This window comes from Hymenobacter cellulosivorans (assembly GCF_022919135.1).
Classification (GTDB): domain Bacteria; phylum Bacteroidota; class Bacteroidia; order Cytophagales; family Hymenobacteraceae; genus Hymenobacter; species Hymenobacter cellulosivorans.
In genome coordinates this window covers 3,515,462-3,538,960 of the sequence record NZ_CP095049.1, presented here as the reverse complement: position 1 = coordinate 3,538,960, position 23,499 = coordinate 3,515,462, and the positions used below count along the sequence as shown (strand labels likewise).

Annotated in this window: 20 protein-coding genes, 1 other RNA gene and 1 riboswitch; of the genes, 8 read left to right on the top strand and 13 right to left on the bottom strand. The window is 60.0% G+C overall.

What is annotated here, in order from left to right; translation table 11 throughout:
* The first annotated feature begins 33 nt into the window (after positions 1 to 33).
* Positions 34 to 1,398, top strand: coding sequence for a DUF7033 domain-containing protein (locus MUN80_RS15015; RefSeq protein WP_244714190.1), 1,365 nt, complete (start codon positions 34 to 36; stop codon positions 1,396 to 1,398).
* A gap of 251 nt (positions 1,399 to 1,649) precedes the next feature.
* Positions 1,650 to 3,125, top strand: a complete 1,476-nt coding sequence (locus MUN80_RS15010; RefSeq protein WP_244714188.1) for a lipopolysaccharide biosynthesis protein — start codon at positions 1,650 to 1,652, stop codon at positions 3,123 to 3,125.
* 350 nt (positions 3,126 to 3,475) lie between these two features.
* On the opposite strand, the gene MUN80_RS15005 is transcribed toward MUN80_RS15010, so the two are convergent.
* The gene (locus MUN80_RS15005) at positions 3,476 to 4,924 is read right to left on the bottom strand and encodes an amino acid permease (RefSeq protein WP_244714186.1); all 1,449 of its coding nucleotides are present in this window, start codon (positions 4,922 to 4,924) and stop codon (positions 3,476 to 3,478) included.
* Between the two features lie 316 nt (positions 4,925 to 5,240).
* Positions 5,241 to 5,334, bottom strand: a riboswitch (SAM riboswitch).
* 485 nt (positions 5,335 to 5,819) lie between these two features.
* Between MUN80_RS15005 and MUN80_RS15000 the strand changes: the two genes are divergently transcribed.
* Positions 5,820 to 6,590 (top strand): TIGR02117 family protein, encoded by a 771-nt coding sequence (locus MUN80_RS15000; protein WP_244714184.1) that lies wholly within the window; start codon positions 5,820 to 5,822, stop codon positions 6,588 to 6,590.
* Here the strand turns inward: MUN80_RS15000 and MUN80_RS14995 are convergent.
* On the bottom strand, positions 6,557 to 7,282 hold the full coding sequence (locus MUN80_RS14995; RefSeq protein ID WP_244714183.1) for an EcsC family protein: 726 nt from the start codon (positions 7,280 to 7,282) through the stop codon (positions 6,557 to 6,559). The genes MUN80_RS15000 and MUN80_RS14995 overlap by 34 nt on opposite strands.
* A gap of 66 nt (positions 7,283 to 7,348) precedes the next feature.
* On the bottom strand, positions 7,349 to 8,221 hold the full coding sequence (locus MUN80_RS14990) for a hypothetical protein (protein ID WP_244714182.1): 873 nt from the start codon (positions 8,219 to 8,221) through the stop codon (positions 7,349 to 7,351).
* A 250-nt stretch (positions 8,222 to 8,471) separates the two neighbouring features.
* On the opposite strand from MUN80_RS14990, the gene MUN80_RS14985 reads away from it, so the two are divergent.
* Positions 8,472 to 9,482, top strand: a complete 1,011-nt coding sequence (locus MUN80_RS14985; protein ID WP_244714181.1) for a fasciclin domain-containing protein — start codon at positions 8,472 to 8,474, stop codon at positions 9,480 to 9,482.
* 167 nt (positions 9,483 to 9,649) lie between these two features.
* On the top strand, positions 9,650 to 11,260 hold the full coding sequence (locus MUN80_RS14980; RefSeq protein ID WP_244714180.1) for a serine aminopeptidase domain-containing protein: 1,611 nt from the start codon (positions 9,650 to 9,652) through the stop codon (positions 11,258 to 11,260).
* Between the two features lie 211 nt (positions 11,261 to 11,471).
* On the opposite strand, the gene MUN80_RS14975 is transcribed toward MUN80_RS14980, so the two are convergent.
* Positions 11,472 to 12,392, bottom strand: coding sequence for a Gfo/Idh/MocA family protein (locus MUN80_RS14975; protein ID WP_244714179.1), 921 nt, complete (start codon positions 12,390 to 12,392; stop codon positions 11,472 to 11,474).
* 461 nt (positions 12,393 to 12,853) lie between these two features.
* Positions 12,854 to 14,044: a DegT/DnrJ/EryC1/StrS family aminotransferase gene (locus MUN80_RS14970; RefSeq protein WP_244714178.1), complete on the bottom strand. Its 1,191-nt coding sequence runs from the start codon at positions 14,042 to 14,044 to the stop codon at positions 12,854 to 12,856.
* 130 nt (positions 14,045 to 14,174) lie between these two features.
* Between MUN80_RS14970 and MUN80_RS14965 the strand changes: the two genes are divergently transcribed.
* On the top strand, positions 14,175 to 15,080 hold the full coding sequence (locus MUN80_RS14965; protein WP_244714177.1) for a DUF6565 domain-containing protein: 906 nt from the start codon (positions 14,175 to 14,177) through the stop codon (positions 15,078 to 15,080).
* Between the two features lie 31 nt (positions 15,081 to 15,111).
* Here MUN80_RS14965 and MUN80_RS14960 read toward each other — a convergent pair whose 3' ends face one another.
* The 7 genes from MUN80_RS14960 to MUN80_RS14930 form a co-directional block, all read right to left on the bottom strand.
* The gene (locus MUN80_RS14960) at positions 15,112 to 16,041 is read right to left on the bottom strand and encodes a glycosyltransferase (RefSeq protein ID WP_244714176.1); all 930 of its coding nucleotides are present in this window, start codon (positions 16,039 to 16,041) and stop codon (positions 15,112 to 15,114) included.
* Positions 16,042 to 16,044: 3 nt separating this feature from the next.
* Entirely contained in the window at positions 16,045 to 16,749 is a 705-nt protein-coding gene (locus tag MUN80_RS14955) for a cell division ATP-binding protein FtsE (RefSeq protein WP_244714175.1), read from the bottom strand.
* Positions 16,750 to 16,839: 90 nt separating this feature from the next.
* On the bottom strand, positions 16,840 to 17,046 hold the full coding sequence (locus MUN80_RS14950) for a fructose-6-phosphate aldolase (RefSeq protein WP_244714174.1): 207 nt from the start codon (positions 17,044 to 17,046) through the stop codon (positions 16,840 to 16,842).
* Positions 17,047 to 17,154: 108 nt separating this feature from the next.
* Positions 17,155 to 17,811, bottom strand: a complete 657-nt coding sequence (gene fsa / locus MUN80_RS14945; protein ID WP_244714173.1) for a fructose-6-phosphate aldolase — start codon at positions 17,809 to 17,811, stop codon at positions 17,155 to 17,157.
* Between the two features lie 86 nt (positions 17,812 to 17,897).
* Positions 17,898 to 17,994, bottom strand: an RNA gene (ffs, locus tag MUN80_RS14940) — signal recognition particle sRNA small type.
* Positions 17,995 to 18,106: 112 nt separating this feature from the next.
* Entirely contained in the window at positions 18,107 to 18,586 is a 480-nt protein-coding gene (locus MUN80_RS14935; RefSeq protein ID WP_244714172.1) for a carboxypeptidase-like regulatory domain-containing protein, read from the bottom strand.
* A 198-nt stretch (positions 18,587 to 18,784) separates the two neighbouring features.
* Positions 18,785 to 19,309, bottom strand: coding sequence for a carboxypeptidase-like regulatory domain-containing protein (locus MUN80_RS14930; RefSeq protein WP_244714171.1), 525 nt, complete (start codon positions 19,307 to 19,309; stop codon positions 18,785 to 18,787).
* Positions 19,310 to 19,583: 274 nt separating this feature from the next.
* Between MUN80_RS14930 and guaA the strand changes: the two genes are divergently transcribed.
* Together guaA and MUN80_RS14920 are read left to right on the top strand one after the other, a co-directional pair.
* Positions 19,584 to 21,116, top strand: coding sequence for a glutamine-hydrolyzing GMP synthase (guaA, locus tag MUN80_RS14925; protein ID WP_244714170.1), 1,533 nt, complete (start codon positions 19,584 to 19,586; stop codon positions 21,114 to 21,116).
* Positions 21,117 to 21,239: 123 nt separating this feature from the next.
* Positions 21,240 to 21,446 carry a hypothetical protein gene (locus MUN80_RS14920; protein ID WP_244714169.1) on the top strand — a complete coding sequence of 69 codons (207 nt, stop codon included), beginning with the start codon at positions 21,240 to 21,242 and terminating at the stop codon, positions 21,444 to 21,446.
* A 29-nt stretch (positions 21,447 to 21,475) separates the two neighbouring features.
* On the opposite strand, the gene MUN80_RS14915 is transcribed toward MUN80_RS14920, so the two are convergent.
* Positions 21,476 to 23,398 (bottom strand): DUF4153 domain-containing protein, encoded by a 1,923-nt coding sequence (locus MUN80_RS14915; RefSeq protein WP_244714168.1) that lies wholly within the window; start codon positions 23,396 to 23,398, stop codon positions 21,476 to 21,478.
* Positions 23,399 to 23,499 lie beyond the last annotated feature (101 nt).

Below are 23,499 nucleotides of genomic sequence, written 5' to 3'. Positions count from 1 at the left end.
GAAGCCGGACGCTTTGCCGTACTTTGCGGCTCTATGCTGCCGCCCTTGCCCCCTGCTGCCCCTGTATCCGCCGAAACCCGCCTGGCGTATGTGCTGGAACACTTCCGACGGGCATATACTGCTGTGCCCGATGTCCGCATTGGCTACGCGGAGGCGCAGGGGCAAGTGCAGATTGTAGAGGGCAGCAAGGCGTTTTTTACCCAAACTCAGCCGTACCCGCCGGCCCCCAACTGCCGGGAATGGCTGGGCCAGTCAATTCCCTTTTTCTTCGATGCAGCCCCGGATAAGCCCCTGCTGGAGTGGGTCCCCGACGGGCGCGTATTTATTCACGCCGACATTATTGCCGCCGCTTTCTATCTGCTCAGCGGCTGGCAGGAGCTTTTCTCCGAGGAGCGGGACCGGCACGGGCGCTTTCCCTACGCGGCCAGCGTGCAGCACCGCTACGGCTTCGTGACGGTGCCGGTGGTCAACTACTACTTCGACGTGCTCAAAACGGCCCTGGAGCAGATAACGGGCCAGCAACTACAACCACGGCAGTGGCTCCAGGCGGCCCAGTGGGCCGCTTTCGTCACCCACGACATCGACAACCTGTACAGCGCCTGGAAAACTCCGGCCAAGGCGGCCCTGCGCCGTGGCGACCTGCCGGACTTTTTTCGACAGGTCGGCCAGCACCTGACCCGGCCCGATGCCTGGGACAACTTGGCCGAGGTGCGGGCGGCCGTGGCTTCTTACAGAGCTAAAAGCACGTTTTTCTTGCTGCCCGAGCACCGCCCCGGCGCCAACGGCACCCCTAATGCCGACTACCGCCTAGCCAACGTCTGGCCGAAGGTGGCCGCGGCCATCGGCGGGGCCGAAGTGGGGCTGCACGCCAGCATCGGGCGGGCTACGCACGGGGGCAACCTCAAGCAGGAAACCCACCGCCTGCAGCGCTGCACGCGGCAAAACTCGGTGCCAGGCATCCGCTTCCATTACCTGAGCTGGGAGCCCCGCCTGACGCCTACTTTGCTGGATAGCTTCCTTTTCGACTACGACACGACCCTGGGCTTTGCCGAGCACTTTGGCTTCCGCAACTCCTACTGCCTACCCTTTCACCTGTTCGACTTCGCCCAGAACCGCCCCTACCGCTTCCTCGAAGTCCCGCTCACCGTGATGGACGCCACCCTGCACCACCCCAACTACCTGCAGCTGGCCCCCGACGAAGTCCTGCCGGCCCTGCGGCCCATGCTCCAGCAAATCGAGCGGTTCGGAGGCGTCTGCACCCTGCTCTGGCACAACGAAAACTTCGACCCGGCCAACCTGCGCAACGGCCCGCGGGAGTTCCACCGCATCATGAGTTACCTTCGCAGCCGCAACGTCGCCTTCGTCGACGGGCAAGACATCTGTGAGATGGTGAGCTAGGGAAAGAACATGTCAATGCGAGGCGTAAGCCGAAGCCATCCGCCCTCTGCGCAGCATGACCCGACCTTTTACCAGAAAGCCCTTTTCTCTAGGCTACGATTAAGGGCTTTTCCCATTAAAACACTCGGCACATTTCAGAGGACGGGTTGCTTCGGCTTACGCCTCGCAATGACAGGAAAGAAATACCTCCCGGTAATTCAGCCAGGACCAAAGAATCAACTCACTTATTCACTAACTCACTCCTTCACAGCTTGGGTATCGTTCAGCGGCAAGGGCTGCGCAACACGGTTATATCGTATTTGGGGCTGGCCCTGGGCTTTGTAAATACGGCCTTTGTGCTGCCCCGCCTGCTGGCGCCCGCGCAGCTGGGCCTGACCAACCTGCTCGTGTCCATTGCCACGGTGTACGCGCAGTTTGCCGCCTTTGGCTTTGCCAGCGTCGGGATTCGGTTCTTTCCCTACTTCCGCAACCGCGAGGCGGGGCACCACGGCTTTTTGCCCTTTCTGCTGGGCATTCCGCTGCTGGGGTTCGTGGTGATTACGGCCGTGTATCTGCTCGGCAAGCCCCTGATTCTGGCCCAGTACGAGCCCGAGGACATGGCGCGGCTTCAGCCTTTTTACGCCTGGGCCGCCTTGCTGGCTTTGTTTACCCTGCTCTACTCCTTGCAGGACGCCTACCTCAAGGGGCTCTACCACACCGCGTTTTCGTCGTTTTTGCAGGACATTGTCCTGCGCGTGCTCATTGCCGGGCTGGCCCTTTTGTATGGCCAAGGCCTGCTGGCGTTTCCGGAGTTCGTGCTCTGCTACATCGGGCTCTACGGCACTATTGCCCTGCTGCTGACCGGCTATTTGGCCTACATCGGGGAGCTGCACCTGCGGCCGACCAAGGCGGCGCTGGGCGTGCGGCCGGTGGGCGAAATCGTGCGCTTCGGGGCCTTTGCCCTGCTTTCCAGCCTCTCAGGCAGTATTCTGGGCTTTATCGACTCCTGGATGGTGGGGGCGCAGATCAGCCTGGCGGCGGCGGGCATCTACGGCATTGCCTACAACATCAGTACGGCCCTGACCATCCCGGCCCGCTCACTCAACAAGATTGCCTTCCCCCTGCTGGCCCAGTACTGGAAAGACCAGGACCTGCCCCGTATGGCCGACTTCTACCGCGACACCACTAGGCTCAACACCATCCTGGGCTGCTACCTGGCCCTGGGCATCGGGCTCAATCTGGACTTCATTTACTCGCTTATCAAGAACCCGGTGTACGCCACCGGCACCACCGCCGTGCTGCTGCTGCTGGCCGGCCGCCTCTACGACGGCATTACGGGCGTCAATGGCCTCATCGTCGTCACCTCCCCGCGCTACCGCTTCGATTTGATCTTCAACCTGTCGTTGGCCGGCATCACCATCCTGCTCAACCGCCTGCTGATTCCGCGCCTGGGCATTACGGGCTCGGCCCTGGCCACACTCTTTGCCATTGTGAGCATCAACACGGTCCGCACCTGGTTTGTGTGGTACAGCTACCGGCTCCAACCCTTTACCTGGCGCATTCCGGTGGTGCTGGCCGTGGCGGCCGGCAGCGGCCTGCTGGTGTGGCTGCTGCCCACCTTGCCCTCCAAGCTGCTCACCATGCTGCTGCGGGGCTCGGTCCTGACGGGGCTCTACGGCGGGGCCTTGCTCGGGCTGGGCTTGGTGCCCGAAGCCCAGCCGTTGCTCCGAAAGCTGCTGCGCAAATAAGCTGTACCGCGAAGTTCCACTTCGCGAGGCGTAGGCGCCGTCAGCACGACGGTCGTTCAACGTCTCGCGAAGTAAAACTTCGCGGTACATCCAAACCTTCTTCACCGATGAAGAGGCCCCACCACGACCCTGGGAGGCACCCTTCACCAGTGAAGAAGGCTTCCCAAGGCCGTGGCAGACAGCCTGCACCGGTGAAGAGCCACTAAAAAGGCCTTGGGAGGCGTTCCGCACGCGTGCAGAATGCCTCCCAAGGCCTTAAAAACAGTTTTGCACGCGTGCGGAATGCCTGCCGAGCCCTTGACCAGCGCTCCGCACGCGTGCGAGGTGCCCACCAAGCCGCTAGGATACGCCTACCCTTGGCCCTGCTCCTGGCCCAGCTTGCTGTGCTTCTTACCGTAGCCGTAGTAGATGGCCAGGCCGATGGCCAGCCACACGAAGAGCCGCAACCAGGTGTCGAGGGGCAGCGAAATCATCATCAGCACGCAGGTCAGAATGCCCAGGATAGGCACCACCGGCACCCAGGGCGTGCGGAAGCCGCGCGGAGCGTTGGGTTCTTTTTTGCGCATAATCAGCACGCCCAGGCACACCATCACGAAAGCCAGTAGGGTCCCGATACTGGTCATTTCGCCCACCACGGAGATGGGCACGAAGCCGGCAAACAGGCTGATAAAGGCCCCCAGCAGCAGGTTGGACTTGTGCGGGGTGCTGAATGTGGGGTGTACCTCGGCAAAGACTTTGGGTAGGAGCCCGTCCTTGGACATGGAGAAGAACACCCGGCTCTGCCCCATCAAATCGACCAGGATAACAGAGGTATAGCCGATGAGAATGGCGATGATAATGGCCGAGGACAACCAGCCGTAGGGCGTCTTTTCGATGGCAATAGCCACTGGGGCGGCGCTGTTTTTAAATTCGGTATAGTTGGCCACGCCCGTCAGCACGTGCCCGAAGAGAATGAAGAGCACGGTGCATACCAGCAAGGACCCGATAATGCCGATGGGCATGTTGCGCTGCGGGTTCTTGGTTTCCTGGGCCATCGTGGCCACGATATCGAAGCCGATAAAGACGAAGAACACGACCCCGGCCCCGCGCAGGATGCCGCTCCAGCCAAACTCGCCGAACGTGCCCGTGTTCTGGGGGATGTAGGGTTGGTAGTTGGCGGGGTCAATGTATTGCCAGCCCAAGGCAATGAACACCAGCACGACGGCCACCTTCAAAGTCACGACCAGGGCATTGAACCAGGCCGAGCCCGAGGTACCCCGGATGATGATGGCCGTAATAGCCAGCACGATGAGCATGGCCGGGATGTTGACCAGGCCCGTGACGGTGCCGCCATCGGCCAGCTTGGCCGTTTCGAAGGGCGACATCACCAGTTGGGGCGGAATGTGCAGGTTGAACTTGTCGAGCACCTTGACCAGGTACTGCGACCAGCTGATGGCCACCGTGGCGGCTCCCACCGAGTACTCCAGAATCAAATCCCAGCCGATAATCCAGGCAAACAGCTCGCCCATCGTAGCGTAGGAATAGGTGTAGGCCGAGCCGGCAACGGGCACCATGGAGGCAAACTCGGCGTAGCACAAGGCCGAAAAGGCGCAGCCCACGGCGGCTACCAGAAAAGACAAGGTGACGGCCGGGCCGGCGTTGTTGGCGGCGGCAATGCCGGTGAGCGAGAACAAGCCCGCCCCGATAATAACTCCGATGCCGATGGCCACCAGGCTAAAGCCGCCCAGGCTGCGCTTGAGGGTACCGGCTCCCGTTTCGGCCGCCTCGATGCGAAGCAGCTCCAGTGATTTTTTAAGCATAAAAAGAGGTAGGAACGCGCCGCAGCCCGCTCAGAGGTGAAGAAGGTTCCGGCTGCGGCCCAGCCGCTGCTGCAACAACGGCCGGCCCGCGCAACGGCGCAGAGCCCGGCCACAACCGGAGATAGAAAAGATTACGAGGCAATGGCTCCGCAGACGCGGGAGCCGGGCGGCACGGGGGCCGCAGGGGCTAGTGCCCGGCGCTTCAGCAACAGCAACAACACCCGTGCTTGCCGGCTACAGTCACCAGGGACGCAGCAGATACGGCGGCAACACAAACAGCAACGGGCAGGCGGGGGAAGCAATCCACGGCAACTTGTTTTTATATGGGCAGGAATTGGCACCGTTCCGCCAGGGGGCGGGGGGTTGCCGGCGCTTCGCGGAGCCTGTCTCTCAGCGCCTCTGTATAAAAACAATCCTTTGGGCAGAAAGAATTGATGGCGCAAAGGTAGCGCGGCCCGGGCCGGATTTGCAACCGGGCCGCTAAATTCACCACCGGAAGGCGTGCCAGGCAGTCCGCCTGGGCAGCCACCGCGGCCGGGAACCCATTGGGAGTGGGCCGGGAGCAATAAAAACGTCATGTCGAGCGAAGCGAGACATCTCACGTGCAAAGGCAATTGTATTACTATTGCAACGGCAGCACGCGCGGTTCCTCCCTGCACTCGGAAGGACGTTCCCTTGTTTCAACCAAGCCCCCGCTGCGTTACCTGCCCTAGCCGGCCCGCTCCTGCCGCAGCTTAACCTAATGCGGGCAAAAGCAGTAGGTGTCGGTACGGTTTCGGCGCCTGGGCGCTGGTTAGCCGTTTTGCTTGTCTTCCTCGTTCATCCTCACCGGCCGGGCGGCGGCTTTTTACACTGCCAGCTGCTTACAGCTACCGCCCCGGCCCTTCTGCACCCTATGCACCCCGGAGTAAAAACCGCCCTGAAAATAACCGGCTACACCCTTGGCTCCCTCGTGGCCGTGGCCGGCCTCTACGTCGCCTCCTCGTTTGCCTTGTCCCGCATTCCGGTCAACGCCCAGGACCAGGACCCGGCCGAAGACGTGGACATCTACATCCTCTCCAACGGCGTGCACACCGACATTGTGACGCCGGTGCGCACCCGCTACATCGACTGGACCACGCTGGTGCCCTTCGACAACACGCCCGCCCGCGACGCGTCGGCCCAGTACGTGGGCTTCGGCTGGGGCGACAAGGGCTTTTACCTCGACACGCCCACCTGGGCCGAGCTCAAGGCCAGCACCGCCTTCAAGGCCATGTTCCACTTGAGTTCCTCGGCCATGCACGTCACCTTTCACCAGACCATGCGGGAGTCGGAGAGCTGCGTCCGGATCCGCATCAGCCAGGAAGAGTACCAGCGGCTGATTGCCTACATCAAGGCCAGCTTCGACTACGACGCCCAGGGCCGCCCCTTCTACATTCAGGGCCACAGCTACGGTCAGCACGACTCCTTTTACGAGGCTCAGCGCACCTACAGCTTTCTGTACACCTGCAACACCTGGGCTAACAACGGTCTGAAGGCCAGCGGCCAGAAGGCCTGCTTCTGGACGGCCTTCGATTCGGGAATCTTCTACCAATACCGCCGTAAAGGTCCCAACGTGGTGCGCAACGCGGCCAAATCAGTGGTGCGGCAGGGCTACGCGGCGGCCAGGCCCAAGCGCAGCCGGTAGCAGTTCATGGCCGTGGTGCTAAGCTGTTCTATCAGTTTATAATTGGCCACGGCCCCCACCGCCGCCCCAATCACCGGCACGAGCTGGGCCAGCTTAGCCAGGTCGATATAGTCGCGGTATTCCTGCTGAAACGTGCGCCAGTCGAAAGCCTGCGGGTCAGTGGGCAGGGTTTGGCGGTAGGCGTCCCAGTCGGCTACCCGATGGTACACCTCGTTGCGGCTATGCTGGGAGGAAAAGGCCAGCTGAAACACGTGCAACAAATACAGCCGCTCGGTGTAGTCGTGGGCATCGAAGCCGTAGAGGGCGGCCACCTCAAACAGGAACTTCAGCTTGATACCGAGCAGCAAGGGAAAATCGGCCAGACCCAGCAGGATGCCCCCGGCTCCGGTCACGGCACCTTCGGCGGCGGCCGTAGTGCGGTAGTACTTCAGATGCTGGCGCACGGTCTGTTCCCGCTCCTCCAGACTGCCTTCGGTTACCGGCCGGCGGCTGGTGTAGCGCGAGCCCAGCAGCACGCCGCTCACCATCTGCTTAATGGCGGCCGTAATGGCCTTGTGGACCTTCTCGGGCAGCAGGTTGTTGAGCCGGATCTGGACTTGGCGGGCAAAGCGGTTCAGGTACGACGGGGCCCGCTGCATCTGCTGCTGCCACTGTTGTAGTTCCTGTAGGGCCTGCTGTTCGTAGGTGCTCATGGCCCAAGATACAAAGCCGGCGCAACCGGGCGCCGCCTAGGGAAGCAATTCGAGCAGGTACGGAGCCTAGTAGTTGTAGGAAATGCCCACCGACAGGCCCGTCGACCGGCCCAGGTTGCGGCCCGCCACGTACTGGCTGGCGCCCAGCACCACGCCCACGCCCTTGGCCAGGGGCCGGAACACACTGGCCCCGACGCGGGTGTAGTTGACGCGGGTAGCGGGGAAGTACAAATCGAAGCCGGGCTGCAGGATGTCGGTGCCCTTGCTGCTGGACTGCTGGAACGAGGCCCAGGCTTCGGCGTAGAACTTCAGGCCGGCGTAGCCCACTTTCGCGTCGGCAAGGAAGGCATTGGGCACCCGGCCCGTGCGCAGACTGTAGCCGGCCTGCCCCGTCAGAAACACGCCCGAGGGCGTTTTGAGGTGGGCAATACCTAAGGTGTTGACTTTAGTAGCTCGGTTGCCGATGGCAATGATGTACTCCAGGCCCTTATTCGACTGATAGTTGCTGGCCGGCGTGGTTACGCCCACCACCCCCAGCAGATCCAGCACGTTGTTGCCCACCGTCGTGGAGTAAGCCTTGAACTTGAGCAGCCCCGAAATGTCCTGTAGGCCGCTGCGGCTGTTGGTGAAGCCCTGTCCGTTGCCCTCACCCTCCGACTTGACATACGGCAGACTAACGACGGCCTCGACTTTGTCGCTGATACCATAATTGGCGTAGACGCTCACCGAAGACACCTTGATTTCCCGAAATATGGGCACCTCACGAACCCTTTCGGGCACCAGATACACGCTTTTGTAACGCTCAGCCGTGCCTGTAAAAGAGACTGAGCCGTGGCCTTTGCCCACCATGAAGCCGCTGACCAGGCTCTGGGCCCGTGCGGAGGTGCCTAATAACAGGGTGGCGAAAAAGAATATGGAGAGTGAGTAGCGTTTAGACATACAGGCAGAAAAAGGGCAAAACAAGTCGTAGCAGAAGCTGGAAGTCCCCGATAAACAATACTATAGCAATACTGTTCAGCTTTTGGGTCGGCAAATTTACGCGCCCGGTTTGCCCCCGGATTTCTCAATCGTAGAAATTTTTCCGCCTGCTCCCATTCCGGGAAATCCGCAGTCTTTCCCGGCTCGTTTGTATGCCGCACGTCCCGCAACTGTTCTTTACCATTTCCGCCTCCCCTGTCTCCTGTTGCCCATGAAATACTCTTTACCGACCTCTTTCGCAGCCGCTCTTTTTGCTGCCGCGCTAACCTTTTCCGGCTGCTCCAAGGATATGGAGGCCGATCCTTCCATTGCCGGCATTGCCGTAGCCAACGACGACTTCAGCGTACTGGAGGATGCCGCCATCCGTGGGGGCGTGGTCGAGGTATTGTCCAACAAAAACCCCAACGACCCTCAGGGCAACTACACCGTCTTTGCCCCTAACAACGTTGCCTTCAGCCGCCTCGGTTTGCGCCAGGCCACCGATTTGCAGGCCCTGCAAACCAGCTTCCTGACCAGCACCCTACTTTATCACGTCGCGGGCGGTACGCTGCCCGGCAATTCCTTACAGCCCGGCTCGTCGTCGGCCTCGGCCCTGGGCCCGGTGCGCCGCATCGTGAGCCGCGGCGGTAGCCGCTACGTCAATGGCTCCCGCATCGTGGCCACCGACGTAAAGGCCTCCAACGGCACGGTCCACGTCATCGATAAGGTGCTGCTGGCCACCGGCGCCGACGTGGTGCAGTCGGCCGTGGCGGTAAGTACATCCAAGGTGTTTGTCAAACCCGACTTACAGTACCTGGTGTATGCCGTGGGATACTGCGGCCTGGCAGGTGCGTTGTCGGAAGGCAGTCCCCAACTCACCGTGTTTGCCCCCAATGACCAGGCTTTTAAGGATTTGTATAAGCAGTTTGGCATCACTCTCAACGAACCCAAAGACCTGGAGAAGCTGCCCAACGCCAAGGAAACCCTGAAGGCCGTGCTGCTCAACCACGTGGTGCTGGGCTCCCAGAGCGGCAAGCTTACCCAGTTCACCACCGAGTTGCCCGACAATGCTACCCTGCCCACGCTGGGCGGTGGCCACCTGCTCTTCGGTACCTTCAACAATGGTCTGCTGCCCGTGCGGGGCGAAGGCAACGGCACCTCCGACGCGGCCATAACCATTCCTGACATCCTCTGCACCAATGGCGTAGTCCACGTTATTGACAGAGTTCTATTACCGCGGTGATAAACTGAGGTAATCTTCCTACTTTTGCGGCTATATTTCACAGGTATAGCCTTATAGGTTAGCTGGCTAGTTCCTGATTTTCTTGCCTTTTCGCTCTGACTGCCTACCTATTGTCATTGGGGCAATGCCTCCTTCGTGAGCGCGCGGCTCCTGCTTACTTCTGTTACATGAAGAATACATTTACTGGCTTGCTGTGGAGCTGGATACTACTACTCGGGTTTTCCGTCGGAGCTGCCGCTCAAGACCAACCCCCAACTCCCGCTCCGGCACCCGCCGCACCAGCTACTCCGGCAGCACCTGCGCCCGCAGCAGCTCCGGCGACTAAAATTCCCCTGGATGGCCAGTGGAAAGGCGAATTACCTGTTCCGGGTGGTAGCTTGCCCGTTGTTATTACGGTTACGGATCTGGCGGGCGGCGGTTATTTTGCCGTTCTCGATGTGCCGGCGCAGCGCATCAGCCACGCTGTTCTCAACGTTGAGCAGCGCGCCGATACCCTACTCTTCAGTTCCGACGAATTAGGCTGCCGCTTCACCAGCCAGCGCTCCGCCGATGGCAAGCAGCTGGCGGGCCTCTGGAAGCTGCAAACCTATCAGACTCCGCTGACGCTGGCCTTTTCGGCCAAGGCGGGGCCCTCCAAAAACTTTAAGTTTCCTCCGCCCTACCGGGTAGAGGAAGTGTCCTTTAGCAATCCGCAGGACAATATCAAACTGAGCGGTACGCTGAGCATACCGCCCGGCGAGGGGCCCTTTCCAGGGGTGGTACTACTCAGCGACATGGGCCCCCAGGACCGCGATGCAACGCAGGGTGAATTCAAGATGTTTGGGGCGTTGTCCGATTTTCTGGCTCGCCATGGCATCGCCGTTCTGCGCCTCGACGACCGGGGTATCGGCCAGTCGAGCGGCGACTTTACCGCGGCCACTACCGCCGACCTGGTGCGCGATGCCCAGATCAGCCTGAACTACTTGCGGACCAAGCCCCTAATTGATTTTGGCAAGCTGGGTCTGATCGGACACGGCGAGGGCGGCAACGTAGCGCTGCTGGCGGCGGCCCAGCCCCTGCCCCCGGCCTTTGTCGTGACGCTGGCTGCCTCCGGGGCGGCGGGCAAGGATGTGCTTAGTCAGCAAGCCGCGGGCTTTTTGAAAGCTGGCGAAGCCGATACAGCCCAGGCGGCCCTAGTTAAAAAGCAGCTGATGGATCAGTGGCTGCTCGACCAGAAAATAAAGCAGCTGCGGGCCAAAGGGGCTAATACTGCCCAGATCCAGACCCTGGAAATTCAGCACAACATGCGCAAGCGGGACGAGCTGAAAAAACTACAGGAAACCATTGCCAAGCAGCAGCGGGCTATTCTGGACGTAATCCAGCAAACCACCGACAATGCCCAGGCCCAGCCCATTGTGGCCAATATGGTGGCGCAGTCGAATCCCGGCCTGGATGCGGCGCAGGTACAGGCCCGTACAAACCTGATAACCAGCCGCTGGTACCGCTCCTACCTCAACTTTGATCCGCAGCTAGAGCTGGGCAAGGTGAAAAGCCCTGTATTGCTCATGCACGGCACGGATGACAACCAAGTGAGCGTCAACAATGTGTCGTTGCTGGAAAAAGGCCTGAAAAGCAAGGGCAACAAGCAGGTAGAAGCCCGTCGGTTGGCCGGCATCAACCACCAGTTCCAGCCCCCAGCTACGGAATGGCCACTGATGGGTGGGGAACCTAAGCCTGTACTTTCGCCCCAGGTGCAGCAAACCATCCTCGAATGGATTAATCTTAGAGTGGCCAAATAGCCCGGCTTTTGATTGACTGAAGCGGCTCCCACCGCAAGCGCCTAGTTGGTGCTTGCAGTGAGAGCCGCTGGTTTTAGCACCGGTTCGGCCTTGGGCGGACCTGCTTACTTCAGACTATAAATCCGCTCGATAATCTCCACTACCTTCAGGCCTTCCAGAGCATTGGTGGTAGCAAAGCCGCGCTTTTGCACGGTATCTACCACGTTTTCAATTACCTGCACGTGGTTGGCGGCGCTACCCTGGTAGGGGCCGTAGTCGTTGGCAGGGTTCGTGGGCGGCAGCTCGGGCAGCGTATAGTCGCGCAGGTGACAGTACTCCACCTTGTCCATGTACTGCCCCCGATTTTGAGGCTGCCGTGCTCGGCTACCACAGTCAGGGAGCTTTCCAGGTTCCGGTCCCACACGGCGGTGCTGTATTGCAACGTGCCGCTGCCGCCCCGCACCAAATCGAACGCAACCAGGCCACTGTCTTCGAACTCCGTGACTTGCTGGTGGTTGAAGTCGCGGAAGCGGGCCGAGATATTGGTAATGTCGCCGAACACCCAGTAAAGCAAGTCGACAAAGTGGCTGAACTGGGTGAAGAGCGTGCCGCCGTCCTGGGCCAGGCTGCCCTTCCAGCCACCGGTCTTGTAATAGCGGGCGTCGCGGTTCCAGAAGCAATTAATCTGAACCAGGTAAATCTGCCCCAGCCGGCCTTGCTCGTACACCTGCTTAAGCCAGGCTGCGGGCGGGGAATACCGGTTTTGCATCACGCCAAATACCAGCCGGCCGGTTTGCAGGGCCGTGTGCACGATATCCTCAGCGTCGGCTTTGCGCAGGGCAATGGGCTTTTCGATAACCACGTGCAGGCCCTGACGCAGGCCGGCAATGGCCTGAGGCGCATGCAAATGGTTGGGCGTGGCGACGGTCAGCACGTCGGCGGGCGGGCCCTGGGTCAGGTAATCAGCCAGAGAGCGAAAGAAGGGCACGCCCGGAAATTCGGCGGCCAGAGGTTGCTCTAGTTCGGGACGCACGTCGATGAGGGCAGCCAGCTCAGCGGCAGGATGGGCTTGCACGAAGGAAGCGTGGCGACGGCCAATATGGCCTACTCCACAGATAACAAAACGAACGGGGGCAGCGGCAGTAGTACTCACAGACTGCGAATGTAGCGGAATGTGCTGCCTTGCGGCTAGGGCGGGCGTAAAAAGAGCAGGCCGAGCCAGTTTGGCGGGCTTCTGGCTCGATCCGCTTAGCCAGGCAGCAGGGGCTTTCACGAAGGAAAACCCCGCATTCGGCCAAGATATACCCGCTGCTTTACCAGGGAAAATAAGTTTGTATAGCTATGTGGCTCTTGCGCTGCGTTGCGCCTACCGTTTTTGATTTCTTCCGCGCCTGTTATATGCCTATCCGCCAGTTCCTTGCCCTGCTACAATTTCTGCTATTAGCCGTTGTGTGCTTGGGCGGTGCCTACTTTTTCAGCCACCGCAGCACGCCCGCTGCACCGCGCCCGGCGCCTGTTTTCCTGACGTACTCATCAGGCGCTATTCTAACAGCCAAGTAAAAGGCATTTTTGGTCGAAAACACCGCCTACAATACTTACTATCCGGCAGTTAGCTTATTCCACCTTCGCGCCAAGGAACTCCTTCACGGCTTCTACAATGTAGTGCTGCTGCGCCGGGCTCAGGGTGGGATGAATGGGCAACGACAGTACCGTGCGGCACAGCGCTTCGGCCACCGGAAACTGCTCCGGCTGGTAGCCCAGATACTGATAGGCGGGCTGCAAGTGGGTGGGCACGGGGTAATACACCACGCTGGGAATTCCCCGCTCCCGCAAAAATTCCTGCAGTGCGTCGCGTTGCCCAGCCGCTACAGTCACCGTGTACTGGTGAAACACGTGGGTACTGCGCGAATCGCGCACCGGCACTTGCAGGCCCGGCACGCCGCCGAGCATTTTATCATAAAACGCCGCGGCGTGCTGGCGGGCGGCCGTCCAGGTGGGCAGGTGGCGCAGCTTCACGCGGAGCACGGCGGCCTGCAGGGTGTCGAGGCGGGAATTCAGGCCCACATGCTCGTGGTAGTACTTGCGGGTTTGCCCATGGTTGGCCAACTGCCGCAAATACGTAGCCCGGGCGGCGTCGCGGGTAAACAAGGCTCCCCCGTCGCCGAGCGCGCCCAGGTTTTTCGACGGAAAAAACGACGTGGTGCCCACCTCGCCCACCGTGCCGGCAAACACGGCCGCTCCCTGCGCCGGCTGCCAGGTGGCTCCAATGGCCTGGGCATTGTCTTCAATCAGGGCCAGATGGTGCTGCCGGGCCAGCTCAGTCAGGGCCGTCAGATCGGCGCACTGCCCAAACAAGTGGACGGCAATGATGGCACCGGTACGGGGCGTAATGGCCGCCGCCACGGCCGCCGGGTCGAGGCAGAACGTATCGGGCAGCACTTCGGCGCACACCGGCCGCAGCCCCAGAATGGCCACGGCTTCCATGGTGGCCACGTACGTAAAAGCCGGCACAATAACTTCTGCGCCGGCCGGCAGCCGCAAGCTCATCAAGGCCAGTTGCAGGGCATCGGTGCCGTTGCCGCAGGGAATTACATGGGCATTATCGAGGTAGGCCCCGAGTTCCTGGGCAAACTCCGCCACAGCCGGCCCCTGAATAAAGGCGGCCTGGCTTAGCACCTGCTGGAGGGCAGCCTCGATTTCGGATTGAATAGGAGCATGTTGGGCTCCCAGGTCGAGCAAGTGAATGGGGGCGGCGGTGGCAGAAGGCGTAGACAAAGGCGGCAGGTCGAAACTGGTTTTGGTCAAAGATAAAGCGTGGGGCTGAACCAGTCGGAAAAAGCCGACAGCGTAACCTGAGCAGAAAAGCTTGCGTTAAGCGGGCCAAGCGGCTGTATTAAAAGCCTGCTATATACCTCCCCCACCAACCGTTCACTCCATGTTCAAGAAGCACCTATCCATACACGCGCTGGCCACCCTGTTGCTGCTCGGCGGCGCCACCTTCACCCAAACCAGCTGCTCGCAGGCCGATAAAAAGGAAGTTTCGCAGGAAAGCGACCAGGCCTACGAAGATTTTAAAACCTTCGTGACCAACGCCGAAACCAAGGCCGACAACGTTGGCGACCAGGTTGAGGCTGACTACGAGCGGGAAACGACCGAAATGAAGAGCGAATTCGACGCTAAAGTATCGGCCGTAGATAAGTATGCCGACCAGTACGACGACACCCGTCGCCAGGAAATCGAGCAACTGCGCACCCGCTACACCACTGCCTACGACAAGCGCGACATGGCCTGGAAAAACCGGCCCAGCACCGTGGCCGGCACCAGCACGGGCGGCACTACCACCCGCTTGTACGAATCGGCAGCTGGTAAATACAGCGCCCTGACGGCGGCCAACATCCGCGGCACCTACGAGGCATTCACGGCCCAGATCAAGGAAAACGAGGACCGCTACGGCATCGAGGATTGGCGCACGGTGAATGCCGACTGGAAAGCCCTCGACGACCGGTACGACCAGATCAAAAAAGACGTTAGCACCGCCGACCGGGCCGAAATTGCCAAGGAAAAAGCCAAATACGCCGCCTTCAAATCGTACGACAAAGCCGAAGCCCGCGTAGCCCAGGGTGCCGACGCCGTACAAGGTGGTGCCCAAAAGGCAGAAGCAGAAACCCGCGACGAGCGGCAGGCTGTGGGCACTGCCGCCTCCAACACGGCAGCCGATGTAAAAGACGCCGGCAAAACCGTAGGCCAGAAAATTGGCAACGCCGCTAAGAAAGTTGGCGAAAAGACCAAGGAAGGCTACAAAGAAGTGAAGTCGGAAGTAAAGAATACCGACAACGACTAAGTTTCGCAACACCGATAGAAAAGCCCGTTTGCTAATGCAAACGGGCTTTTTCGCTTTTCAGGGGCGGGCTTAGTTCCTGTAGCAGCCAGTGCAGCTTGAGCAAATCGAAGCGGCGCAGGTCGGGGCTGGCCGAGAGCAGGTTGCGGCGCAGCGCGGGCAGCAGCAGGCCCAAAGAGGCCTGCACGAATTTGCACAGCTTGGTACGGCGCACTTGCAAAGCCAGCCGCATCAGCTTGGTATCGGCGCCCAGTCGCTCGTGCTGGTAGAGCAGGGCCAAGTTGCGCACGGCCTGGTGACTTTTCTCCAAAAATACGGCCGCCGGCTCCAGCCCGTCGTGCAATACAGGGTTGTCGAGGTGGCGCACCGGTATCTGGGCCTGGCGCAGCAGCCAGCCGAACTTGGTGTCCTCGTGCCCGTAGCGGGTCAGGTTTTCATCGAGCCCAAACTGGTGGAACACGGCCGCCTGAATGAGCATATTGTTGAGCGTAAGCTGGCCGTAAGGCTCCTGCTGGCGCTGCTGGGCCGTCCGGGCTTCCCGCTTGCGGCCGTAGTACCAGCGCAGGCGCAGCTCGGGCTCGGCGGGCGGCAGTGGGTCGTAGGTGGTGCCCCCAATCAGGACCGGAGCCAAAGCGCGGGCCTGGGCGTAGCGGGCCAGAAACTGGCCGTCGGGCAGTAGGCTGTCATTGTCGAGCAGCAGCAGCCAGGGGTGCTGAGCGGCGGCGGCCAGTTGATTACGAATAGCCGAGCGGCCCACGTTCCGGGGCAATTCCTGGTAGCGCACGGCGGGCCACACGGCCAGTAGCCGGTTTAGCTCTTGAAACTCCGGGGCCGAAGCATCGTCCAGGCACACGATTTCGGCGGGCCCGTCCCAGTCAGTCAATTGCTCCAACAACGTGCACACCAGCGGGGTTACGTTGCGGTTATAGACCGGAATCAGCACCGAAAGACCGGACCCAGGCATTTGTTATTCGGGCAAAGTCACGGTGGCGCGGGCCGAGTCGAGCAGTTGCCCGTTTTCGCACTTGAGAATCCGCTTCGGATACTGGCGGATAATCTGGTAGTTGTGCGTAGCCATAAGCACGGCGGTGCCCGCATTATTGATTTCCACGAACAGGCGCATGATGCTGTCGGCCACGTCGGGGTCGAGGTTGCCGGTGGGCTCATCGGCCAGCAGCAGCACCGGCTCGTTGAGCAGGGCCCGGGCAATAACCACGCGCTGCTGCTCGCCCCCGGAAAGCTGGTGGGGCATTTTGCCAGCCGCCCCGGCCAGGCCCACGCGCATGAGTACTTCGGAAATGCGCTGCTGAATCTTGGCCTTGCCGCGCCAGCCGGTGGCTTTGAGTACAAACAGCAGGTTTTCGGCCACCGTGCGGTCGAACAGCAGCTGGAAGTCCTGGAAGATGATGCCCAGCTTGCGGCGCAGAAACGGAACTTTGTCGGCCCCCAGCTTCAGCAGGCCGTAGCCGGCCACGGTACCCACGCCCCCACCCATGGGCAGGTCGGCGTAGAGCGTCTTGAGCAACGAGCTTTTGCCCGACCCCGTGCGCCCCACTAGGTAGGCAAACTCGCCTTTGTCGAGCGTGAACGAGACTTTCTGCAGAATGGTATTGACGTCCTGCATCACGTACACATCGTGCAACTCAATTACCGGTGTGGAAGAAGTGGGCATTCTGTAGTTGGAACGTAGAGCGAAGAGCGTAGAACTCAGAAAAAGCGTCGAATGAGCCTTTTCCGCTGGCGGTCTTACCGCAACTGACCCTTAGGCAAGCTCCAGCTTTTGCAGCTTGCCAAACGAAAGGCCCTCGATTACCGCCGCCAGCGACTCTTCCTTGCCTTCCAGCCCGTAGCGGTGCAAATCCTTCAGCGGCCGGTCGGCCCGGAAGTAGGCAATGAGCACAAAGTTCTCGTCGCGCAGCTGGATATAGTCCGGAATCTTGGCCTTGCCCTTTACTTTGATGATGTACATCTCTTTAATGTGCGAGTGTGCTAAAGTGGTTGAATGGGAGAAATGTAGCAGATGAGTTTTTAAATATCATTTCACATTTCTTCCATTCAACCACCTTACCCACATTATTTACGAGTTAACCCGCTTGTGGTCGGCCAGGAAGGTAGCCAGGCCATTGTCGGTGAGCGGGTGCTTGAGCAGGCCGGTAATTACGCTGAGCGGGCAGGTCACCACGTCGGCACCCATTTCGGCGCACTGAATCAGGTGGGGTACGTGGCGCACCGAGGCAGCCAGCACCTGGGTGGGGTAGCCGTAATTGCTGAAGATGTCCACGATTTGCTGCACTAGCAGCAAGCCGTCGTGCCCGATGTCGTCGAGGCGGCCCACGAAGGGCGACACGTAGGTAGCCCCGGCTTTAGCGGCCAGTAAGGCCTGCCCAGCCGAGAAAATCAGGGTGCAGTTGGTCTTGATACCCTTTTCGGAGAAGTACTTGATGGCCTTCACCCCGTCGCGGGTCATGGGCACCTTCACCACGATGTTGGGGTGCAAATCGGCCAGCATCTCCCCTTCCCGCACCATCTCTTCGAAGTCTACGGCAATTACCTCGGCCGATACGTCGCCGTCCACGATTTCGCAGATCTGCTTGTAGTGGGCCATCACGTTGTCGGTGCCTTTGATGCCCTCTTTGGCCATCAACGACGGATTGGTCGTCACGCCGTCGAGTACGCCGAGGTCCACGGCTTCCTGAATATCGTTGAGGTTGGCGGTGTCAATGAAGAATTTCATGCGGGAATTGGGTTAAAAAAGAATGCCCCAAAGCTAACCGTTTGCCAGCAAATGCGGCTACGCGGAAGCGTTGGGGACAGGACAAAAAAATAGCGAGCCAAAATCGCACCGCTCAACCACTTACCCTTGCTACCTTCCGGTCCTGGGGGAGTTCAGCAGGAGCTGGTCGTTCTGACTCGCCGCTGCAAATATACGCGGCTTATTTTCCAGAAAGCACAAATGGCGTCAAGTTTTTTGTCTCGACGCCATTTAGTAGCAGATACTCAGGGGCTTTATTTTTCAAAAAAACCCGGATCTAGTGCTTCCAGGCCTTATTAGCGGCCTTGCTTTGCTTCTTGAGCTGCTTTTGGTAGTGCTCAATCGGGTCGAGGCGGAAAGTCGTGGGCTGCATCGTATTGATGGGAAGCTGCATTTCCTGGTAGCCGGCGTAGCTGGCCCGCAGCACCGGCGTAGTAGCCGTCGACTGAATCATGAACTGCCCGTCGGCATTGGTGGTAATGACTTCGCCTTTCTCGGAAATCACCGTGGCGCCGGCCAGCGGCTCACCTTCTTCATTGAGCACGTAGCCGGTAAGCACCTTCACGGCGTTTTTGGCGGGTGCGGCCGGTTTTTTAAGCACCTCGGTAGTGCTCGGGGCCGGTGCAACAGCGGCAGCTACCTGCTCCGTGCCCGATTTAGCCCGGGCTGGCGCGGTTTTAGGCGCTGATTGGGCAGCTACTACTAAAGGAAAAACAACGCAGGCAAGGCTGCAAACAGTACGGATCAGGTATTTCATTCAGACTGCGGTAAGATGAAAACTACTCGCCACCCGGCTTCCGGAATGGGCGAATGACGCTCTTATACGGGACCGGAAAGATTTTATCCGACTCGCCGGCAGATAAAATTTGGGCCTTCTGCTCGGGGAATAACGCCAAAAAGCCCGCGGCTGGTATGGCCGCGGGCTCTGCCGATGGGACAGGAAAACAATAGCGGGTTAGTGGCGGCTGCTTTTGGTTAGCTTTTTCTTGTTGGCGGCCGGGAGCAACTGGACGCTGGCGGGCAGGAAATTGCTGGCTTTCAGTTGCTGCTCCTCGTAGCCAGCGTAGCTGAAAGTGAGCGTGTGTACCCCGGCCGGCGCGTCGAGACGGTATTCCCCCTTGGCGTCGGTGCTGACAAAGGCGGCGGCATCCTTAATGAATACCACGACGCCAGCCAGGGGCTTGTTTTCTTCATTGAATACCCGGCCGGTGAGCGTAGCTATTTCGGCGGCCGCGGTGGTAGTCGTGGTGGTGGTGGCGGGCGCCGCTGCGGCTTCGGGCTCAGCTTCCGATTCGGGCTCAGCCGTTGTTGTGACGGGCTGTTCCTGGGAAGACTTGGTTTCGGGGTTCGGAGCGGAGCTGGGCTTCTTCTCTACTTGAGCCGCAATCAGCGAAGCGTTGGGATTTGTCGTCTGAGCCAGGGTTGAAAAAGCGGAACCCAGCAGGCAGAAAAGGCCAAATACGCGGAGAGTGTGGGACATAGGAGCAGTTTTTAGAACCGAAAATCTGCCCAAAGATGTACCTGGCGAGGGTAGCAGGAAAGGCTAAACTACTGGCAACTGTGATGTTGACTATGCGGTTATTACATAGTAAAAAACCTATTTTAACGCCTTGTTTTGGAATCTAGCACTGGTTTATCAGCTCCAAAAGGAATGATTTGTGACATGAATAGGAAAGGTCGCCGACGGTAAGCGGCCGGTGAAATGATAATACGCCCGGGTTTTGCTTGCCCGGCCACGGTTAGTACCTTTGCCCATGCCTCAACAGATTTTAATTCTCGATTTCGGCTCCCAGTACACGCAGCTCATTGCCCGACGCATTCGGGAATTGAACGTCTACTGCGAGATTCATCCGTTTACGCACGCCCCGGACCTCACTGAGGATATCCGGGGCGTCGTGCTTTCCGGCAGCCCCTGCTCGGTGCGCGACCCGGAAGCGCCCAACCCCGATCTGAGCCGCTACCTGGGTAAGGTGCCGGTGCTGGGTGTGTGTTACGGCGCCCAACTGCTGGCAAGCCAGAACGGCGGCGACGTGCTGCCCGCCACCATCCGGGAGTACGGCCGGGCCCGCCTCAGCCACCTCGACCAAAGCAACCCGCTCATGCGGGAGCTGACCGGCGGCTCCCAGGTCTGGATGTCGCACGGCGATACGATAAAGACCCTGCCCGCCGGCTTTGAAATCATTGCCAGCACCCCGGAAGTAGATGTGGCTGCCTACCACGTGCTGGGCCAGGAAACCTACGGCATCCAGTTTCACCCCGAGGTGACGCACTCCACCGAAGGCAAGCTGCTCATGCGCAACTTCGTGGTCGACATCTGCGGCTGCGACCAAAGCTGGACGCCCGAGCACTTCGTGGATAGCATGGTCTTGGCGTTGCAAAATACCATCGGCCCCGACGACAAGGTAATTCTGGGCCTCTCCGGTGGCGTCGACTCCAGCGTGGCGGCCTTGCTGCTGCACCGGGCCATCGGGCCGCGCCTGCACGGCATTTTCGTCAATAACGGCCTGCTGCGCAAAGACGAGTTTGAGAGCGTGTTGCACTCGTATAAGGACCTGGGCCTGAACGTGCGCGGCGTGGATGCTTCTCAGGAGTTCTACACTGCGCTGGCCGGCATTTCCGACCCCGAAGGCAAGCGCAAGGCCATTGGCCGCACATTCGTGGAAATCTTCGACCAGGAAGCCCAGAAGGTGGAAGGTGCCCGGTGGCTGGCCCAGGGCACGATTTATCCGGACGTTATTGAATCGGTGTCGGTGAAAGGGCCGGCCGTCACGATTAAGAGCCACCACAACGTGGGCGGCTTGCCGGAGAAGATGAACCTGAAAATCGTGGAGCCGCTGCGGGCCTTGTTCAAGGACGAGGTGCGGCAGGTAGGCGACGCGCTGGAGCTGCCCCACAACATCCTGCACCGTCACCCCTTCCCCGGCCCCGGCCTGGGCATCCGCATCCTGGGCGACGTGACCCCGCACAAGGTGGATTTGCTGCAGCGGGCCGACGCTATTTTCATCGACGGCCTGCGCGAGTTTGGCCTCTATGAGGAGGTGTGGCAGGCCGGCGTGATGCTGCTCCCGATTCAGAGCGTGGGCGTGATGGGCGACGAGCGGACCTACGAGCAAGTCGTGGCCCTGCGCGCCGTGACCAGCGTAGACGGCATGACGGCCGACTGGGCCCACCTCCCCTACGACTTCCTGGCCCACGTGTCCAACAAGATCATCAACCAGGTGCGCGGCATCAACCGCGTGGTGTACGACATCAGCTCCAAGCCCCCGGCTACGATTGAGTGGGAGTAAGTCTGAACTTCGGATTTTGTAGCCGATAATCTTTTCAGCAAAAAGGCTGTTCCGGACTTTCGGAGCAGCCTTTTTTGGTATTTGCGGGGCTGGGCCGACTACTTTTGCAGCTCACCCGATTTGTTGGAACGCCTGATTGGAACGCCGATGCTGTTTATTGCCCTGCTGGTTGCTTTGGTAAGTTTGTGGATGGCTTGGCCGGGCTTACAGCGGCCCGCCGGGACCTCGCCGCTGAGCTATGCGCTGCGGTGGGTGGTATTTGGCTTGCTGCTGGGTAGCACGCTGTTTCTACTGAACTGGATGCTTGGCTTATTACTGTACAGCCTCTAAATTACCTTGAGGGCACTGCAGACCGGCTTTTACTTTTCAGGCTTCAGTGCTTTCGGATTAGCCTTTAGCTCTAGCAAGGCGCTGCCACTGTAATCGTAGCGGACGGTATCCTGGCGGCTACTACGGCTTAGCTCGGACAGGTACAGCTGCAACGTGGCGTTGGCGCCGCGGGCCGTAAGCGTAAGGCCCTTGGCCGGAAGCCGAATTCCAGCCAACTCCTCTTCAGTAGTAGCGGCGGGGTGACGCTGCACCAGCGAATCGGCCAGGGCTCCGGTTTGGGCCGTAAGCCTGATTTGCCAGCGGCCATCAGCCCGCAGCTGCTCCAGATGAAGCCAGCGGCGGCGGCCGGTGCTGCGCAACCGGAAAGTACCTTCCCCCAGCACCAACTGTGCCAGCGTATCATCGTCGGGTTTCTGGTAATAGTCGGGCGCGACGCGGCGCAGCCAGTAGCGGCCCGGCCCCAGGGGCTGCGCCTCAGGTGGTTCGACAGTAAACGAAGACCTTGTTTCGGGAAATTCATCTTCTTCCTCGTAATAGCCAACCCGGTCAATATGACTGGCTGCAAACAGCCGCTGGGTTTGCCAGCTGCGTTGCTCGTCACTCACGGCATTGCGCAATGAATCGGGTAGTTGGAGGGAGACGGCAAACAGAGGCTGCAGCTGGTCGATGGCACCGCGCTCCGCAAAAAACACAAAAATGGACGTAATCCGCTTGCGGGCCGCAAAAGGCAGCTTCGGTGCCCGCCGCCCCGCTGAGTCGAGCCGCCCATTTTGCAGCAGCTGGTGCTGGGCACTCAGCTCCTTTAACTCCCTGAGTTGGCTCCGCTCGGCCACCGCCACCGCGCTCCAGGGCCCCAGCAACGTGAGCAGAGCCACTACAGCCAGGGAAGCCGGAATCCAGATAATGCCCCGCCCCTGGTGCCAGAGAAAATACGCCAGCATAATGGCCAGCCACCCGGCCAGCACCAGCACGTAGTAGCGCTCCTCGGTAAAACCATACGCCTGAATTCGGGTGTTGATGGCCACGACCAGCAGGCCCAGCAGCGGCAGCAAGGCCCGGTAAAACCAGCGGGAAAAGGTGCGAATCCAGGTGTTTCCGGCCGCGTCGCGGATGGGGTGAATCAGGAGCAAGGCAAAGATGCCGGCCACCGAAAATGCCAGAATCAGAATGGAAACCCAGCCTTTGGGCAACTCCCACTGCACCACAATCCGACCCAGGTAGGCGTAGAGAATGCCTAAATACAGCACCACCAACGGCAGCAGCACAAACTGGGTAAAGACCTTTAGTCCTTTCGGATAAGGGGCTTCCTGTTCCAGGGCGGCAAAGTCCTGAGGCACGCCGGCCAGGAAAAACCAGGTGTTGAATAGGGTGGCCAGCACCGTAAACAGGTAGCCAAATAAGTTGTCATCTAGCTTGACATCAAACAGGTTTTTAACGGCTACCAAAGCCAGGGAGCAGCCGGCATACAGCACGCCCGAGTACAGTCCGGCCGTAAGAATGCGCAAAAACAAGGTTTCGTTGTAACGCCAAAAGCCGGGCGTATCGGCCTGGCGGCGCAGCTCGGGCAGGTAGGGCACCACGGCCACCAGCAAGTGCGAGGCCACCAGCAACACAAACAACCGCAGCACCCACACCATGTCGGGCTTAGCAGGAGCCGCTACGTACCACAAGACCAACAACCCGACGGTGCCCAGGGCTGCGGCCAACTTGCCTACCAGAGGCCAGCGGTACCGCTCAGCCGCCAGGGCCAGGCTCAAGGTCAGGGTCAGGCCGAGCGCCGCCGAAGAGGCCAGCGGAAACAGCCACTTCAGCTTTTGCTCCTCCGGGTAGTCGAGGCTGATCGTATAGATGCCAGCCACGCAGAGGACCAGGGCACACAGCAGCGTGAGCGGGAAACGGCGAACCACCCGGGTGGCTTCGGCAACGACGTGCTGTAAGGAAGGAAGTTTCATAGCAAGTATCGAATATAGCAGCCAAGAAACGGCTTTCTGGCGAGTAAACTCGACGTTGGCGCTGGCTCAGGCGGTTTTGTGTTGTCGTGGCCGAGCCGGAT

What these genes read in the sequence shown, in the direction of transcription:
- MUN80_RS15015 (WP_244714190.1), top strand. Translation starts at nt 34, where the DNA reads ATGCTGCCGCCCTTGCCCCCTGCTGCCCCTGTATCCGCCGAAACCCGC.
- MUN80_RS15005 (WP_244714186.1), bottom strand. Translation starts at nt 4,924, where the DNA reads ATGCTTAAAAAATCACTGGAGCTGCTTCGCATCGAGGCGGCCGAAACG.
- MUN80_RS15000 (WP_244714184.1), top strand. Translation starts at nt 5,820, where the DNA reads ATGCACCCCGGAGTAAAAACCGCCCTGAAAATAACCGGCTACACCCTT.
- MUN80_RS14995 (WP_244714183.1), bottom strand. Translation starts at nt 7,282, where the DNA reads ATGAGCACCTACGAACAGCAGGCCCTACAGGAACTACAACAGTGGCAG.
- MUN80_RS14990 (WP_244714182.1), bottom strand. Translation starts at nt 8,221, where the DNA reads ATGTCTAAACGCTACTCACTCTCCATATTCTTTTTCGCCACCCTGTTA.
- MUN80_RS14985 (WP_244714181.1), top strand. Translation starts at nt 8,472, where the DNA reads ATGAAATACTCTTTACCGACCTCTTTCGCAGCCGCTCTTTTTGCTGCC.
- MUN80_RS14980 (WP_244714180.1), top strand. Translation starts at nt 9,650, where the DNA reads ATGAAGAATACATTTACTGGCTTGCTGTGGAGCTGGATACTACTACTC.
- MUN80_RS14965 (WP_244714177.1), top strand. Translation starts at nt 14,175, where the DNA reads ATGTTCAAGAAGCACCTATCCATACACGCGCTGGCCACCCTGTTGCTG.
- MUN80_RS14960 (WP_244714176.1), bottom strand. Translation starts at nt 16,041, where the DNA reads ATGCCTGGGTCCGGTCTTTCGGTGCTGATTCCGGTCTATAACCGCAAC.
- MUN80_RS14955 (WP_244714175.1), bottom strand. Translation starts at nt 16,749, where the DNA reads ATGCCCACTTCTTCCACACCGGTAATTGAGTTGCACGATGTGTACGTG.
- MUN80_RS14950 (WP_244714174.1), bottom strand. Translation starts at nt 17,046, where the DNA reads ATGTACATCATCAAAGTAAAGGGCAAGGCCAAGATTCCGGACTATATC.
- fsa (WP_244714173.1), bottom strand. Translation starts at nt 17,811, where the DNA reads ATGAAATTCTTCATTGACACCGCCAACCTCAACGATATTCAGGAAGCC.
- MUN80_RS14935 (WP_244714172.1), bottom strand. Translation starts at nt 18,586, where the DNA reads ATGAAATACCTGATCCGTACTGTTTGCAGCCTTGCCTGCGTTGTTTTT.
- MUN80_RS14930 (WP_244714171.1), bottom strand. Translation starts at nt 19,309, where the DNA reads ATGTCCCACACTCTCCGCGTATTTGGCCTTTTCTGCCTGCTGGGTTCC.
- guaA (WP_244714170.1), top strand. Translation starts at nt 19,584, where the DNA reads ATGCCTCAACAGATTTTAATTCTCGATTTCGGCTCCCAGTACACGCAG.
- MUN80_RS14915 (WP_244714168.1), bottom strand. Translation starts at nt 23,398, where the DNA reads ATGAAACTTCCTTCCTTACAGCACGTCGTTGCCGAAGCCACCCGGGTG.